The sequence below is a fragment of the Brachybacterium saurashtrense genome (assembly GCF_003355475.1).
In the GTDB taxonomy this organism is placed as follows: Bacteria; Actinomycetota; Actinomycetes; order Actinomycetales; family Dermabacteraceae; genus Brachybacterium; species Brachybacterium saurashtrense.
In genome coordinates, this window is record NZ_CP031356.1 from 1,045,101 (window position 1) to 1,059,148 (window position 14,048).

At 72.3% G+C, this 14,048-nt stretch carries 11 protein-coding genes; 6 read left to right on the forward strand and 5 right to left on the reverse strand.

Annotation, left to right across the window (positions count from 1 at the left end):
• Positions 1–78 precede the first annotated feature (78 nt).
• Together acnA and DWV08_RS04760 are read left to right on the forward strand one after the other, a co-directional pair.
• Positions 79–2,883, forward strand: coding sequence for an aconitate hydratase AcnA (acnA, locus tag DWV08_RS04755; RefSeq protein ID WP_115412741.1), 2,805 nt, complete (start codon positions 79–81; stop codon positions 2,881–2,883).
• 299 nt (positions 2,884–3,182) lie between these two features.
• Positions 3,183–5,027 carry a 1-deoxy-D-xylulose-5-phosphate synthase gene (locus tag DWV08_RS04760; protein WP_241237401.1) on the forward strand — a complete coding sequence of 615 codons (1,845 nt, stop codon included), beginning with the start codon at positions 3,183–3,185 and terminating at the stop codon, positions 5,025–5,027.
• Between the two features lie 40 nt (positions 5,028–5,067).
• Here DWV08_RS04760 and map read toward each other — a convergent pair whose 3' ends face one another.
• The 5 genes from map to DWV08_RS04785 all read right to left on the reverse strand — a co-directional run bounded on the left by map (position 5,068) and on the right by DWV08_RS04785 (position 9,917).
• Positions 5,068–5,889, reverse strand: a complete 822-nt coding sequence (gene map / locus DWV08_RS04765; protein ID WP_115412742.1) for a type I methionyl aminopeptidase — start codon at positions 5,887–5,889, stop codon at positions 5,068–5,070.
• Positions 5,886–6,914: a COX15/CtaA family protein gene (locus DWV08_RS04770; protein ID WP_162801500.1), complete on the reverse strand. Its 1,029-nt coding sequence runs from the start codon at positions 6,912–6,914 to the stop codon at positions 5,886–5,888. Before DWV08_RS04770 ends, map begins: the two co-directional genes overlap by 4 nt.
• A gap of 110 nt (positions 6,915–7,024) precedes the next feature.
• Positions 7,025–7,819, reverse strand: a complete 795-nt coding sequence (locus DWV08_RS04775) for an ABC transporter permease (RefSeq protein WP_115412743.1) — start codon at positions 7,817–7,819, stop codon at positions 7,025–7,027.
• A complete protein-coding gene (locus tag DWV08_RS04780) occupies positions 7,816–8,712 on the reverse strand; it encodes an ABC transporter ATP-binding protein (RefSeq protein ID WP_241237402.1) in 897 nt (298 codons plus the stop codon). Before DWV08_RS04780 ends, DWV08_RS04775 begins: the two co-directional genes overlap by 4 nt.
• A 134-nt stretch (positions 8,713–8,846) precedes the next feature.
• A complete protein-coding gene (locus tag DWV08_RS04785; RefSeq protein WP_115412745.1) occupies positions 8,847–9,917 on the reverse strand; it encodes a glutathione S-transferase family protein in 1,071 nt (356 codons plus the stop codon).
• Positions 9,918–10,166: 249 nt separating this feature from the next.
• Here DWV08_RS04785 and DWV08_RS04790 point away from each other — a divergent pair, with 249 nt between their 5' ends.
• Genes DWV08_RS04790 through DWV08_RS04805 form a run of 4 tightly spaced genes read left to right on the forward strand, consistent with a single transcriptional unit; the run spans position 10,167 to position 13,988 of the window.
• Positions 10,167–10,904 carry a helix-turn-helix transcriptional regulator gene (locus DWV08_RS04790; RefSeq protein WP_115412746.1) on the forward strand — a complete coding sequence of 246 codons (738 nt, stop codon included), beginning with the start codon at positions 10,167–10,169 and terminating at the stop codon, positions 10,902–10,904.
• Positions 10,901–12,328 (forward strand): Fe-S cluster assembly protein SufB, encoded by a 1,428-nt coding sequence (gene sufB, locus DWV08_RS04795; RefSeq protein ID WP_115412747.1) that lies wholly within the window; start codon positions 10,901–10,903, stop codon positions 12,326–12,328. Before DWV08_RS04790 ends, sufB begins: the two co-directional genes overlap by 4 nt.
• Entirely contained in the window at positions 12,328–13,650 is a 1,323-nt protein-coding gene (sufD, locus tag DWV08_RS04800) for a Fe-S cluster assembly protein SufD (RefSeq protein WP_115412748.1), read from the forward strand. Before sufB ends, sufD begins: the two co-directional genes overlap by 1 nt.
• Positions 13,650–13,988, forward strand: a complete 339-nt coding sequence (locus DWV08_RS04805; protein WP_115412749.1) for a non-heme iron oxygenase ferredoxin subunit — start codon at positions 13,650–13,652, stop codon at positions 13,986–13,988. Before sufD ends, DWV08_RS04805 begins: the two co-directional genes overlap by 1 nt.
• The last annotated feature ends 60 nt before the right edge of the window (positions 13,989–14,048 follow it).

Here is a 14,048-nt window from a genome sequence, read left to right on the forward strand (position 1 = left end):
GGGGACGCGTTCGTCCGCCTGCGGCGCGCGACGCGCCTACGATGGAGAGGTCAACCCCACACCGAAGGAGTGCGCCCGATGAGCACTGTCGACTCATTCTCCGCGAAACAGGATCTCACCGTCGGTGGGACCGATTACGAGATCTTCGCACTCGACGCCGTCGACGGCGCCGAGAAGCTCCCCTATAGCCTGAAGGTCCTGCTCGAGAACCTGCTGCGCACCGAGGACGGTGCGAACATCACCGCCGAGCACGTGCGCGCCCTGGCCTCCTGGGAGCCCTCCGCCGATCCGTCGGTCGAGATCCAGTTCACCCCGGCCCGTGTGATCATGCAGGACTTCACCGGCGTGCCCTGCGTGGTGGACCTCGCCACCATGCGCGAGGCGATGAAGGAGCTCGGCGGCGATCCGGAGAAGATCAACCCCCTGGCCCCCGCCGAGATGGTCATCGACCACTCCGTGATGATCGACGTGGCCGGCCGTCTCGACGCGCTCGAGAAGAACATGGAGCTCGAGTACGAGCGCAATCGCGAGCGTTACCAGTTCCTGCGCTGGGGCCAGACGGCCTTCGACGACTTCAAGGTGGTGCCCCCGGGCACCGGCATCGTCCACCAGGTCAACATCGAGTACCTGGCCCGCACCGTCATGACCCGCGAAGTCCCGAACAGCGCAGGGGACGGGTCCGTTCTCCGTGCTTATCCCGACTCCTGCGTCGGCACCGACTCGCACACCACGATGGTCAACGGCCTGGGCGTGCTCGGCTGGGGCGTGGGCGGCATCGAGGCGGAGGCCGCGATGCTGGGCCAGCCCGTCTCCATGCTCATCCCGCGCGTGGTGGGCTTCAAGCTCACCGGCGAGATCCCGCCGGCCGCCACCGCGACCGACGTCGTGCTCACGATCACCGAGATGCTCCGTGAGCACGGCGTGGTGGGCAAGTTCGTCGAGTTCTACGGCGAGGGCGTGGCCGAGGTGCCGCTGGCCAACCGCGCCACCATCGGCAACATGAGCCCGGAGTTCGGCTCCACCTGCGCGATCTTCCCGATCGACGAGGTGACCGTCGACTACATGCGCCTCACCGGCCGCTCCGAGGAGCAGCTCGCGCTGGTGGAGGCCTACGCGAAGCGCCAGGGCCTGTGGCACGATCCCTCGCAGGAGGCCGAGTACTCGGAGTACCTCGAGCTGGACCTCTCCACCGTGGTGCCCTCGATCGCCGGCCCCAAGCGCCCGCAGGATCGCATCGTGCTCTCGGAGGCGAAGGAGTCCTTCCGCGAGGTGCTGCCCGGCTACGCGACCGCCCACGACCCCTCGGCCAACGGCGGCGACATCGCCGGCACCTTCCCGGCCTCCGATCCGGCCAGCCAGGGCTCGGACAACGACTCCGGCGGCAGCGCCCCGGAGCACCAGCACGCGGCCGGCCGCGCCTCCAGCCCCGTGCAGGTCAAGGGCAAGGACTTCGAGATCGACCACGGCATCGTCTCGATCGCCTCGATCACCTCGTGCACCAACACCTCCAACCCCTCGGTGATGATGGCCGCCGGCCTGCTGGCCCAGAACGCGGTGGACCGCGGCCTGGTCGCCAAGCCGTGGGTGAAGACCTCCATGGCCCCCGGCTCCCAGGTGGTGACGAACTACTACACCAAGGCGGGCCTCTGGCCGGCGCTGGAGCAGCTCGGCTTCCACCTGGTGGGCTACGGCTGCACCACCTGCATCGGCAACTCGGGCCCGCTGGACGCGGAGATCTCCGAGGCGATCGCGGAGAAGGATCTCGCGGTCACCGCGGTGCTCTCCGGCAACCGCAACTTCGAGGGCCGCATCAACCCCGACGTGAAGATGAACTACCTGGCCTCCCCGCCGCTGGTCATCGCTTACGCGCTCGCGGGCACGATGGACTTCGACTTCGAGAACGACGCGCTCGGGCAGGACAAGGACGGAGCCGACGTCTACCTGCGCGACATCTGGCCCAATCCGACCCAGGTCGAGCAGGTCATCGCGGAGTCCATCTCGCAGGAGATGTTCACCGAGGACTACAAGGACGTCTTCACCGGCGACGAGCGCTGGCAGACCCTCGACACCCCCGAGGGCGCCACCTTCGCCTGGGACGGCGAGTCCACCTACGTGCGCAAGCCCCCGTACTTCGAGGGCATGGGCCAGGAGCCGGAGCCGGTGAAGGACATCTCCGGCGCCCGCGTGCTGGTCAAGGTGGGCGACTCCACCACCACCGACCACATCTCGCCCGCCGGTGCGATCAAGCTGGACTCCCCGGCCGGTCAGTACCTGCGCGAGAACGGCGTGGCGCGCAAGGACTTCAACTCCTACGGCTCCCGGCGCGGGAACCACGAGGTGATGATCCGCGGCACCTTCGCGAACATCCGCATCAAGAACCAGCTGCTCGACGGCGTCGAGGGCGGGTACACGAAGAACTTCCTGACCGGCGAGCAGGAGTTCATCTACGACGCGGCGCAGGCCTACGCGGCGCAGGACATCCCGCTGGTGGTGCTGGCCGGCAAGGAGTACGGCACCGGCTCCTCCCGCGACTGGGCCGCCAAGGGCACCAAGCTGCTGGGCGTGCAGGTCGTGATCGCGGAGAGCTTCGAGCGTATCCACCGCTCGAACCTCATCGGCATGGGCGTGCTGCCGCTGCAGTTCCCGGCCGGCGAGAGCGCCGCCACGCTGGGCCTGGACGGCACCGAGACCTTCTCGGTCTCCGGCGTCACCGCGCTGAACGACGGCACCATCCCGAAGACCGTCGCCGTGGTCGCCGCGAAGGAGGACGGCACCGAGGTGCGCTTCGACGCGGTGGTGCGCATCGACACCCCCGGTGAGGCGGAGTACTTCCGCAACGGCGGCATCCTGCAGTACGTGCTGCGTTCGCTCGTCGCCGCCTGAGCGGGCACGTCGGAGGGCCCTCGGGCCCCCGGCGCCGGCCGCGGACGACGCGGCCACCGCCCCGAGCGCCCCGTCGGAGGATCCTCCGACGGGGCGCTCGTCGTCGTCCGTGCCCGGTCCGCGCGGACCCGGACACAGCGCACCCCTGCGCAGTGCGTGTGCACGGCGATGCACACCCGCGGCGCGGGCCGTGAAACCCCGGTGAATATGTGCACAGATGTGACCATGTCCGGCGTCGTTCCTGGTCACGAGGACGTACGCTGAGGGGAATTCGACCCCGTCCTGAGGGAGGACCGCGCGTGTCCACCACCGAGCAGCGCCCCGCCGTGCCCCACCGCATCGTGCCGGCGACCCCTGCCGAGGTCCCCGTCCCGAAGGATCCGGAGGCGCTGCGCGCTCTGCCCGCCGAGGCGCTGCCCGGCCTCGCCCGCACGCTGCGGCGCCGGCTCGTGGAGATCTGCGCCGAGCGCGGCGGGCACCTCGGCCCCAACCTCGGCGTGGTGGAGCTGACCCTGGCCCTGCACCGCGAGTTCCGCTCGCCTCACGAGCCGATCGTCTTCGACACCGGCCACCAGGCCTACGTCCACAAGATGCTCACCGGCCGCGCGGCTCTCGAGGGCCTGCGGCGCGCCGGGGGCACCTCCGGCTACCCCGACCGGGGGGAGTCCGTCCACGACGTGGTCGAGAACTCGCATGCCTCCGGCTCGATCGCCTGGGCGCACGGCCTGGACCGCGCCCACCGGCTCGCCGGCCGGGACGGCGTGGCCGTCGCGGTGACCGGGGACGGTGCGCTCACCGGCGGCGTGGGCCTCGAGGCGCTCAACGAGCTCGCCGCCGATCGCGGCTCCCGCACGATCGTGGTGCTCAACGACAACACCCGCTCCTACGCCCCGACCGTGGGCGGCATCGCCCAGCATCTCGCCGCGCTGCGGGAGGGGGAGATCGCGCCGGGGGCGGACCTCTTCACCACGCTCGGTCTGACCTACCTCGGCCCCGTCGACGGCCACGACCACGAGGCCCTGGCCGCGGCGACCGCGGACGCGCGCGCCGCCGCCGAGGACCCGTCCCGCTCCGGCGTGGTGCTGCACGTGGTCACCCGCAAGGGCGCCGGGTTCGCCCGCGCGGAGGCCGACGCCGTCGACCACTGGCACGCCACCGGCCCTTTCCCGCTCGAGGGCCCCGAGACGGTCAAGCCGGCGGCGGACACCTGGAGCGCGCGGCTGGGTGCCGCGGCGCTCGCGGCGGCCCGCGCCGACGAGCGCGTCCTCGCGCTCAGCGCCGCGATGGTCGATCCCGTGGGCCTCACCCCGATGCAGCGCGAGATGCCCGCCCGGGTGCTCGACGTGGGCATCGCCGAGCAGCTCGCCCTCGACACCGCCGCGGGGCTCGCGAAGGGCGGACGCCTGCCGCTCGTCGCGCTGTACGCCACCTTCCTCAACCGCGCCCACGACCAGCTGCTGCTGGACCTCGCGCTGCACGGCGAGGACGTGACGATCACGCTGGACCGCGCCGGGATCACCGGTGACGACGGCCCCAGCCACCACGGCATCTGGGACCTCGCCCTCGCCGCGCAGGTGCCGGGCCTGAGCCTGTGGGCGCCGCGGGACGGCGCCCGCCTCGACGCCGCCGTGCCCGCCGCGCTCGCGACCTCCGGGCCCTCCGTGGTGCGCTTCCCGAAGGGGGCCTGCCCCGAGGAGCTCCCCACCCTCGCACAGCGCGCCGCCGGGGACGTGCTCGCCGGGGACGCCGACGCCCCGATCGACGTCCTGCTGGTGAGCATCGGCGCCCTGGCCGATCGTGCCGTCGCCGCCGCACGCTCCGTGGCCGAGGCCCGCCCCGGGCTGAACGTGGTGGTGCTCGATCCCGTGCAGGCACTGCCGCTGCCCCCCGCGCTGCTCGAGCTCGCCGCCGGGGCGCGCGCCGTGGTCACCATCGAGGACGGCCTGGCCGAGCGGGGGATCGGCGCCGCGCTCGGTACCCGCCTCGCCGCCGGGGCGACGCTGCACGCGCCCGGCCCCGTGGTGCGCAGCCTCGGCGTGCGGCTCGAGTTCCTCGCCCATGCCAAGCGCGACGCGATCCTCGCCGCGCAGGGGCTGGACGCCGAGGGCATCGCCGCCCAGGTGCGCGAGCTGCTGGGGGAGTGACCCCGCCGCCCTCGGCAGGTGCCCTCGGTCCCGGAGGAGCTCAGCCGAGCGAGCTGCGCGGGGAGGGGTCGTCCGCCCGTGCGGTGAGGACCACCGGGGCGCCGTCGGTGACCTGCAGGGTGTGCTCGGCGTGGGCGCCCCGGGAGCCGTCGGCCGAGAGCTGGGTCCAGCCGTCGCGCTCGTCGACCACCAGCTCGGAGGTGGTGGGCACCAGGAACGGCTCCACCGTGAGCAGCTGACCGGCCACCAGCTCGGCGCCGCCGCCGGGGGTGCCGTGATTGGGCACGAAGGGGGCCTCGTGCATCGTGCGCCCCACCCCGTGCCCGCCGAAGCGGTCGTTGATCGAGTAGCCGAGCGCGGTCGCCTCGTTCATCACCGCGAAGCCGATGTCGCCCACGGTCGCTCCCGCACGCACCTGGTCGATCCCGGCCCACATCACCTGCTCAGTGTCGCGGATCAGCTGCAGATCCTCCGTGCGGGGCGTGCCCACCGGGATCGTGAGGCACGAATCGGCGACCCAGCCCTCGAGCGAGACCGCGAAGTCCAGCGACAGCAGGTCGCCCTCGGCCAGCACCCTGTCGTAGGGGCGGCCGTGCAGCACCCCGTCGTTCAGGGAGGTGCAGATGACGTGGCCGAACGGGGAGGCGCCGAACACCGGGTGGTAGTCGAGGTAGCAGCTGACCGCGCCCGCCTCGCGGATCATCCGGTGCGCCTCGGCGTCCACGTCCAGCAGGTTCCAGCCCACGTCCACCACCTCGCGCAGGTGGGACAGCACCGAGGCGACGAAGGCCCCGGCGGGCCGGGCCTCAGCGAGGGTGGGGAGCTCCTGCGCGGAGCTGCGACGGCGGCGGCCCAGGATCATCGTGCCTCCGTCCCCTCGAGGGCGTCCTGGTCGGTGCCCGGCGAGACCGGCTCCTGCCAGGTCACGGTGCGGGCGCCCACCCAGGCGATCGAGGAGGCGAACAGCGCCGCGCCGATCAGGTGGAGGAACACCACCAGCTCCGGCAGGCCCAGGAAGTACTGGACGTAGCCGACCACGCCCTGGGCGAGGGTGAGTCCGGCCAGCCACCAGGCCGCCACCAGCGCCTCGCGGCGGGCGCGGGAGCGGTGCAGCACCACCAGCAGCGCCGCCAGCAGTGCGCAGAAGAGGTACACGGCCAGGGCGTGGAGGCGGGTGGCGACCACGGGGTTCATCGCGATCCGGGTCACCTCCCCGGCATCGCCCGAATGCGGGCCGGTGCCGGTGACCACGGTGCCGAGGATGAGGACCACGAACCCCACCGCCGCGAGGGCGACGAACAGCGCGATCGCGCGCTGCGGCACCGCGCGCCGCACCGGACCGTCGCCGTCGTACAGCCTCACCAGCAGCACCATCGAGAACGCGCACAGCACCGGGGAGATCAGGAAGTGGGGGCTCACCAGCCCGGGGTGCAGGTCCAGCCACACCACGAACGCGCCCAGCAGCGCCTGCACGGCGGTGCCGATCAGCGGCACCCAGGCCAGCCGCCGGAACCCGGCACCCTTGTGCCCGAGCCAGCGCCAGGACACCAGCAGCACCGCGAGCGCGAAGACCGTGAGCACCCCGGTGAGGGTGCGGTTGCCGAACTCGACGAACGGATGGATGCCGGCTTCCATCGTGAACTCCGGGGTGAACTGCCCCGGCTCGCAGTGCGGCCAGGTGGAGCAGCCCAGTCCGCTGCCCGTCAGGCGCACCGCGGCGCCGGAGAGGATGATGCCCATCTGCGCGATCAGATTGCCCCACAGCGCGATCGCGGCCAGGCGGGCGCGGCGGGCGGGGCCCCAGGAGGGGAGGCGGGGATCGGGCAGGGTGGTGATCCGCCCGTGCCGTTCGGGACGGCGCTGGGCGGGCGCGGCGGAGCGGGACATGGCCCGAGTCTAGGGTCCCGGCCCGAGAGATCGCTGGGCGGCGTGCGCCGATGCGACCGACGCCGCACCCGGCGCTCCGTCGTCCGCCGCTCGCGCTCCGCGGCGCGGGCTCAGCTGTCGGTCCAGCGGAACCAGCGCACCACCGCGGCCACGCCCGCCACCGCCCACACCATCAGCACCAGGGCGGAGCCGGGGGAGAAGGGCCCCTGGGCCAGGCACGCCCGCATCAGCTCCCCGAGCGCCCCCGAGGGCAGCAGGTCCACCAGACCGCCCAGGATCCGCGGGTAGGAGGAGGCGGGGAAGGCAACGCCGCCCACGGAGACCAGCAGCAGGAACAGCAGGTTCGAGACCGCCAGCACCGCTTCCGTGCGCAGCGTGCCGGCCACCAGCAGGCCCAGGGCGCCGAAGGCGACGGTGCCCACCAGCCACACCGGCACCGCTCCCAGCAGCCCGCCGAGCTCGGGACGCCACCCGATGATCAGTGCGATCGCACCGAGCACCAGCACCTGCAGCACGTGGGTGGCGAGTGTGGCGAGGATCTTCCCCGCCAGGTAGCCGTCCCGTCCCAGCGGGGTGGTCGCCACCCAGCGCAGCACCCCGTTGCGTCGGTCGAAGCCGGTGAGGATCGCCTGAGAGGTGAAGGAGGTGGAGATCAGCGCCGTGGCGAAGGTCGCGGCCACCGCCGTGTCGATCGAGGGCACGCCCTCCAGCCGCCCCAGCGGCAGCAGCCACAGCCCGATCAGCACCATCGCCGGCAGGGCGACGGCCACGGTGAGCTGCTCCCCGTTGGAGAGCATGATTCGGGTCTCCATCGCGGCGTGGGCGAGGACCCGGCGCAGCGGCGGCGCCGGATGCGGGGAGCGGTCGGCGGGTGCGTCGGCCCGTGCCTGCTGCGGGGCGGTCATGCGTGCTCCTCCTCGGCCTCGTCGGCCCCGGGTGCGGCGCCGTCCTCGTCCATCAGGTCCAGCAGCACGGATTCGAGGTCCGCGGCGCCGCCGGAGGTGACCTCGAGCCGTGCCCCGTGGCGGGCGGCGGTCGAGCGCAGGTCGGCCTCGAGGGCCGGCACCGACTCGGGGTCGACGCCGGTGGCGGTGGCCTGCACCACCACGGCGCCGTCGGCCGCCCGGTGGCCGCTGATCACCTCCTGCACGGTGCCGGAGGCCAGCACCCGGCCGCGGGAGATGACGCGCACCGCATCGGCGAGGCCCACCACGTCGTCCATCAGATGGGTGGTGAGCACCACGGCGGTGCCGGTGCGCGCCAGGGCGCGGATCAGCTCGCGCACCCGGCGGCGGATCGAGGGATCCATGCCGGCGGTGGGCTCGTCGAGGAACACGAGGTCGGGCCGGCCGATGATCGCCAGCGCGAGCGCGAGGCGCTGGCGCTGGCCGCCGGAGAGCCGGCGCACCAGGGTGCGGCCGAAGGCGTCGATGCCGAGGTGCTCGGCCACCTCCTCCACGTCCAGCGGGGCGGCGTGGAGGCTTGCGGCGTAGCGCAGCAGCCGCATCGCGGTGGCGCCCGAGGTGAGCCCGCCGTCCTGGATCATCACGCCCACCCGGGCGCGGTGCGCAGGGCCCGCGCGCCAGGGATCCGCGCCGAGCACGCGCAGGGTGCCGGCATCGGGGCGCAGGAGCCCGGTCGCGCAGGAGATGGCGGTGGTCTTCCCGGCGCCGTTGGGACCCAGCAGGGCGGTGACGGCGCCGCGCTCGGCCATGAGGCTCAGGCCGTCGAGGGCGCGCACGGGCCCGTAGCTGAGGGTGAGGGCGTCGGCGACGAGGGCGGGGGAGTGGTCGTCCATGGCGCGCACCATCGTAGGCCGCACCCGCCGGTGCCGGGCACGGGACGTGAGCGACCGGGCACCGCGCGCCGCGCCCCGCCTCGCGCGGCGCGCCCCGGAGGGCACGGCGCACGTCGGCGGGGCGTCGGCCGGGTTCAGCGCCCGGTGACGTGCAGCGGCGTGTGCGCGGGGTCCACCACCTCGGAGGCGAGGGGCGGCGGCGGGGCGCTGCCCTCCGGGCCCCAGGTGTCGGTCTCGAAGCGGTCGCGGTCGTGCCCTTCCAGCAGGGGACCGAGGTCCGGTCCGAGCGGCACCACCTGCGTGGGGTTGATGTCCTCGTGCACGTAGTAGTAGTGGCGCTTGATCTGAGAGAAGTCGACGGTGTCCCCGAAGCCCGGGGTGGTGAACAGGTCCTTGGTGTAGTTCCACAGGTTCGGCATGCTGGCGAGGGTCTGGCGGTTGGCCTTGAAGTGGCCGTGGTAGACCGGATCGAAGCGGATCAGGGTGGGGAACAGGCGCACATCGGCCTCGGTGAGCGAGGCGCCCATCAGGTAGCGGCTGCGGCCCAGACGCTCCTCGAGCTCGTCGAGGGCCGACCACAGCGCGCGGTACTCCGTCTCGTAGGCGTCCTGGGAGCCGGCGAAGCCCACCTTGTACACGCCGTTGTTCACGCGGTGCAGCATCCACCGGTTCAGCGCGTCGATCTCCTCGCGCTGCGCGACGGGGTAGAGATCCGGTGCGCCCTCGCGGTGGTGCGCGGTCCACTCGGCGGCGAGGTCGAGGGTGATCTGCTGGAAGTCGTTGGTGACCACGGCCCGGCTGGGCACGTCCACGATCGCCGGGACGGTGATGCCCCGCGGGTAGTCGGCGAAGCGGGCGAAGTAGGCCTGCTGCAGGCGCTCGTAGCCGAGCACGGGGTCGACGCCGCCCTCGTCGAGGTCAAAGGTCCAGGAGCGCTTGTCGTGGGTGGGTCCGGGCATCCCCACCGACAGGGCGTCCTCGAGCCCCAGCAGGCGCCGCGCGATGAGCGTGCGATTGGCCCAGGGGCAGGCGCGGGCGGCGATCAGCCGGTACCGGCCCCCCTCGACGGGCCAGCCGTCGCGGCCGTCGCGGGTGATGCGGTCATCGATGTAGGTCATGTCGCGGTCGAAGGACTCGCCCTCGGTGACGTAGGCGCCGCGGGTGGAGTGCTGGTCGTCGGCGGGGGCGGTGGCCTCGGGGGGCATGTGATCTCCTCACGTCGGGTGTCGACACGACCCACGGTAGTTGAAAGTGAACGCAAAGGGAAGGCGGGGTGGGTGCGGGTCGCCTCGACGGGCCGACGCGGGTCGCGCCGGCGGGTCGCCGCGGGCCGCGCCGACCGGTGGTCGTGCAGGTTAGGGGACCCTTCGTGCTGTGCCGCACAGCCGTGGACCGGTATTTGGCAAGCCGTCTGTTGTAAAATCGGAGGAGCCGTCGCACGGGAGGAGGATGCCGTGACCGCACCGGAGGCCACGTCAGGCACCGCGCCCACCACGCGGGACCGCCTCGTGCAGGCGATCTCCGCCCACGGGCCGATCACCGCCCGTCGGCTGGCCGAGCGCTTCGACCTCACCAGCGCCGCCGTGCGCCGCCACCTCGCGGCCCTCGAGGCCGAGGGGATCATCGCCGAGCACGAGGTGCCGGTCGCGCAGCGCGGCCGCGGGCGCCCCAGCAAGTCGTTCGTGCTCTCGCCCTCCGCCCACGAGGACCTCCCCGGCGGCTACGACGAGCTGGCCGTGATGGCGGTGGACGAGCTCGCCCGCCTCGGCGGCGAGGGAGCGGTGACCGCGCTCGCCGAGCGCCGCATCGCCGACTGGGAGAAGCGCGTGGCCGAGCGTGCCGCGGAGTGCGAGCGCGCCGGGGAGGACGTCACCGCCGCCCGCCGGCTCGAGCTCCTCTCCGAGCTGCTCACCGAGCGCGGCTACGCCACCACCGTGCGCCCCCTGCACGTGCCGCTGCCCGCCGCGGGTGCACAGCCGGGCGCCGCCCCGCGTACGCTCGTGACGGCGCAGCTGTGCCACGGGCACTGCCCCGTGCTCGACGTTGCCGCAGATCATCCAGAACTGTGCGAGGCCGAGTCCCGCGCCATCTCCCGCATCATCGGAGCCCCCGTCCAGCGCCTCGCCACTCTGGCGCAGGGCGCCCACGTCTGCACGACTCACATTCCGCTCACCGAGGGAAGGACACCATGACGAGCGCACCAGAGAAGCTCACACAGGACGAGATCATCGATTCGATCGGCAACTACGCCTTCGGATGGCACGACGAGGACTCGGCCGGTGCCAGCGCGCGCCGCGGCCTGTCCGAGGACGTCGTGCGCGACATCTCCGCCCGCAAGCACGAGCCCGAGTGGATGCTCGAGCGTCGCCTGAAGGCCCTGAAGCTCTTCGACAAGAAGCCCATGCCCACCTGGGGCCCGGATCTCTCCGGCATCGCCTTCGAGGACATCAAGTACTTCGTTCGCTCCACCGAGAAGCAGGCCACCTCCTGGGAGGACCTGCCCGAGGACATCAAGGAGACCTACGACCGCCTGGGCATCCCCGAGGCGGAGAAGCAGCGTCTCGTGGCCGGCGTGGCCGCGCAGTACGAGTCCGAGGTGGTCTACCACCAGATCCGCGAGGACCTCGAGGAGCAGGGCGTGGTGTTCCTGGACACCGACACCGCGCTCAAGGAGCACCCGGAGCTGTTCAAGGAGTACTTCGGCACTGTCATCCCCTCCGGGGACAACAAGTTCTCCGCCCTGAACACGGCCGTGTGGTCCGGCGGCTCCTTCGTCTACGTCCCCAAGGGCGTGCACGTCGAGATCCCGCTGCAGGCCTACTTCCGCATCAACACCGAGAACATGGGCCAGTTCGAGCGGACGCTGATCATCGCGGACGAGGGCTCCTACGTGCACTACGTCGAGGGCTGCACCGCCCCGATTTACAACTCCGACTCGCTGCACAGCGCGGTCGTGGAGATCGTGGTGAAGAAGGACGCCCGCGTGCGGTACACGACCATCCAGAACTGGTCGAACAACGTGTACAACCTGGTCACCAAGCGCACCACCGTCGAGCAGGGCGGCGTGATGGAGTGGGTGGACGGCAACATCGGCTCGAAGGTCACCATGAAGTACCCGGCCGTGTGGCTGATGGGCGAGCACGCCCGCGGCGAGACCCTCTCCGTCGCCTTCGCCGGCCAGGGCCAGAACCAGGACACCGGCTCGAAGATGGTGCACATGGCGCCGCACACCTCGAGCTCGATCGTCTCCAAGTCGGTCTCGCGCGGTGGCGGGCGCAGCTCCTACCGCGGCCTGGTGCAGGTCATGCCCGGCGCCGAGCACTCCGCCTCGACCGTGCTGTGCGACGCGCTACTGGTGGACCAGATCTCGCGCACCGACACCTACCCCTACGTCGACGTGCGCGTCGACGACGTCCAGATGGGCCACGAGGCCACCGTCTCCAAGGTCTCCGAGGAGCAGCTCTTCTACCTGATGAGCCGCGGCATGGAGGAGACCGAGGCGATGGCGATGATCGTGCGCGGGTTCATCGAGCCCATCGCCCGCGAGCTCCCGATGGAGTACGCCCTGGAGCTGAACCGCCTGATCGAGCTGCAGATGGAAGGAGCAGTCGGCTGATGACGACCACTGATGTGAAGGGTGCCGAGAGCGCCGGGGACCCGAGCACCAACGAGGCCGTGGGCCATGCGGCCGGCGCCGCGCCGGTCGCCGCCGGCACCGCCCTCGACGGCGTGGACACCACGGCCGCCCCGCAGCGGGAGGAGGAGAACCTGTCCCTGCCCGGGCAGGCGGTCTCCGCCGCCCACGCGGCGCTGAACCGCGGAGGGCGCAAGCGCTCCTTCGAGGTCGCCGACCACGAGGTGCCCCGCAGCCATGTCGAGGAGTGGCGCTTCACCCCGCTGCGCCGCTTCTCCGCGCTGTTCGAGGACGTCGCCACCGACGACCGCGAGGGCGACCCCGCCGTCGACTACCAGGTCACGCTGCCCGAGGGCGCTCCGGAGGCCTCCACCCTCGCCCTCGGTCAGGCTCCCCGCGGCACCGTCCTGGTGCCGGAGGACCTCCCCACCGCGATCGCCTCCGCGCGCACCGCGCAGGCGCTGCACCTGGTGGCCGCGAAGAACGCCAGCTACGACGAGCCGTTCCGCGTGGAGATCGCCGGCCGCGGCGCCGACCGTCGGGCGAACGCCCACCTGGTGCTCGAGGCGGAGGAGTCCTCCTCGGCGACCGTGGTGCTCAACCACACCGGTGCCGCGCAGTACACGCAGAACGTCGAGATCCTCGTGGGCGACAACGCGCAGCTCACCGTCATCACCCTGCACGACTGGGACGACGACGCCGTGCACATCGCCACCCACCACGCCCGCGTGGGCCGCGACGCGCGCCTCAAGCACGTCGCCGTCACCCTCGGCGGCAGCGCCGTGCGCCTCAACGCCATCGGCGAGTACGCCGCGCCCGGCGGCGAGATCGAGAAGCTCGGCCTGTACTTCTCCGACGAGGGCCAGTTCTTCGAGAACCGCCTGTTCGTGGACCACAGCGCCCCGCACTGCACCTCCAACGTCGCCTACAAGGGCGCGCTGCAGGGCAAGAGCGCCCGCTCCGTGTGGGTCGGCGACGTGCTGATCCGCAAGGAGGCCGAGGGCACCAACACCTACGAGCTCAACCGCAACCTCGTGCTCACCGAGGGGGCCCGCGCCGACTCGGTGCCGAACCTCGAGATCGAGACCGGCGAGATCGAGGGCGCCGGCCACGCCGCGGCGACCGGGCGCTTCGACGACGAGCAGCTGTTCTACCTGCGCGCTCGCGGCATCCCGGAGGCCGAGGCCCGTCGACTGGTGGTGCGCGGCTTCTTCGCCGAGATCATCCAGCAGATCGACGTGCCCGAGCTCCAGGAGCGCCTCTCCGCCTCCATCGAGGACGAGCTCGCACGGAGCATGAACTGATGAGCGACGCCTTCGTCCCCGTCGCCGCCCTGGCGGACCTCGACCCCGGCGAGGCGATCGATGTGATCGCCGGCGGGATCGAGATCGCCCTGGTGCGCGACGAGGACGGCGGCGTCCACGCCCTCGAGGACATCTGCTCGCACGACGAGATCGCGCTGAGCGACGGCGACGTCGAGGGCTGCACCATCGAGTGCTGGAAGCACGGCAGCCAGTTCGACCTCGTCACCGGTCGCCCGCTGCAGCTCCCGGCCGTGCTGCCCGTGCGGGTGTTCCCCGTGCGCATCGACGAGAGCAGCGGCGAGATCCTCGTGGATCCGACCGCCGCTCCCGCCACCTGACCCTGCGGGCGTCGGCCCCGACGCCCGCCCCGGACCCCTTTCATCCACCAGCTTCCTGGT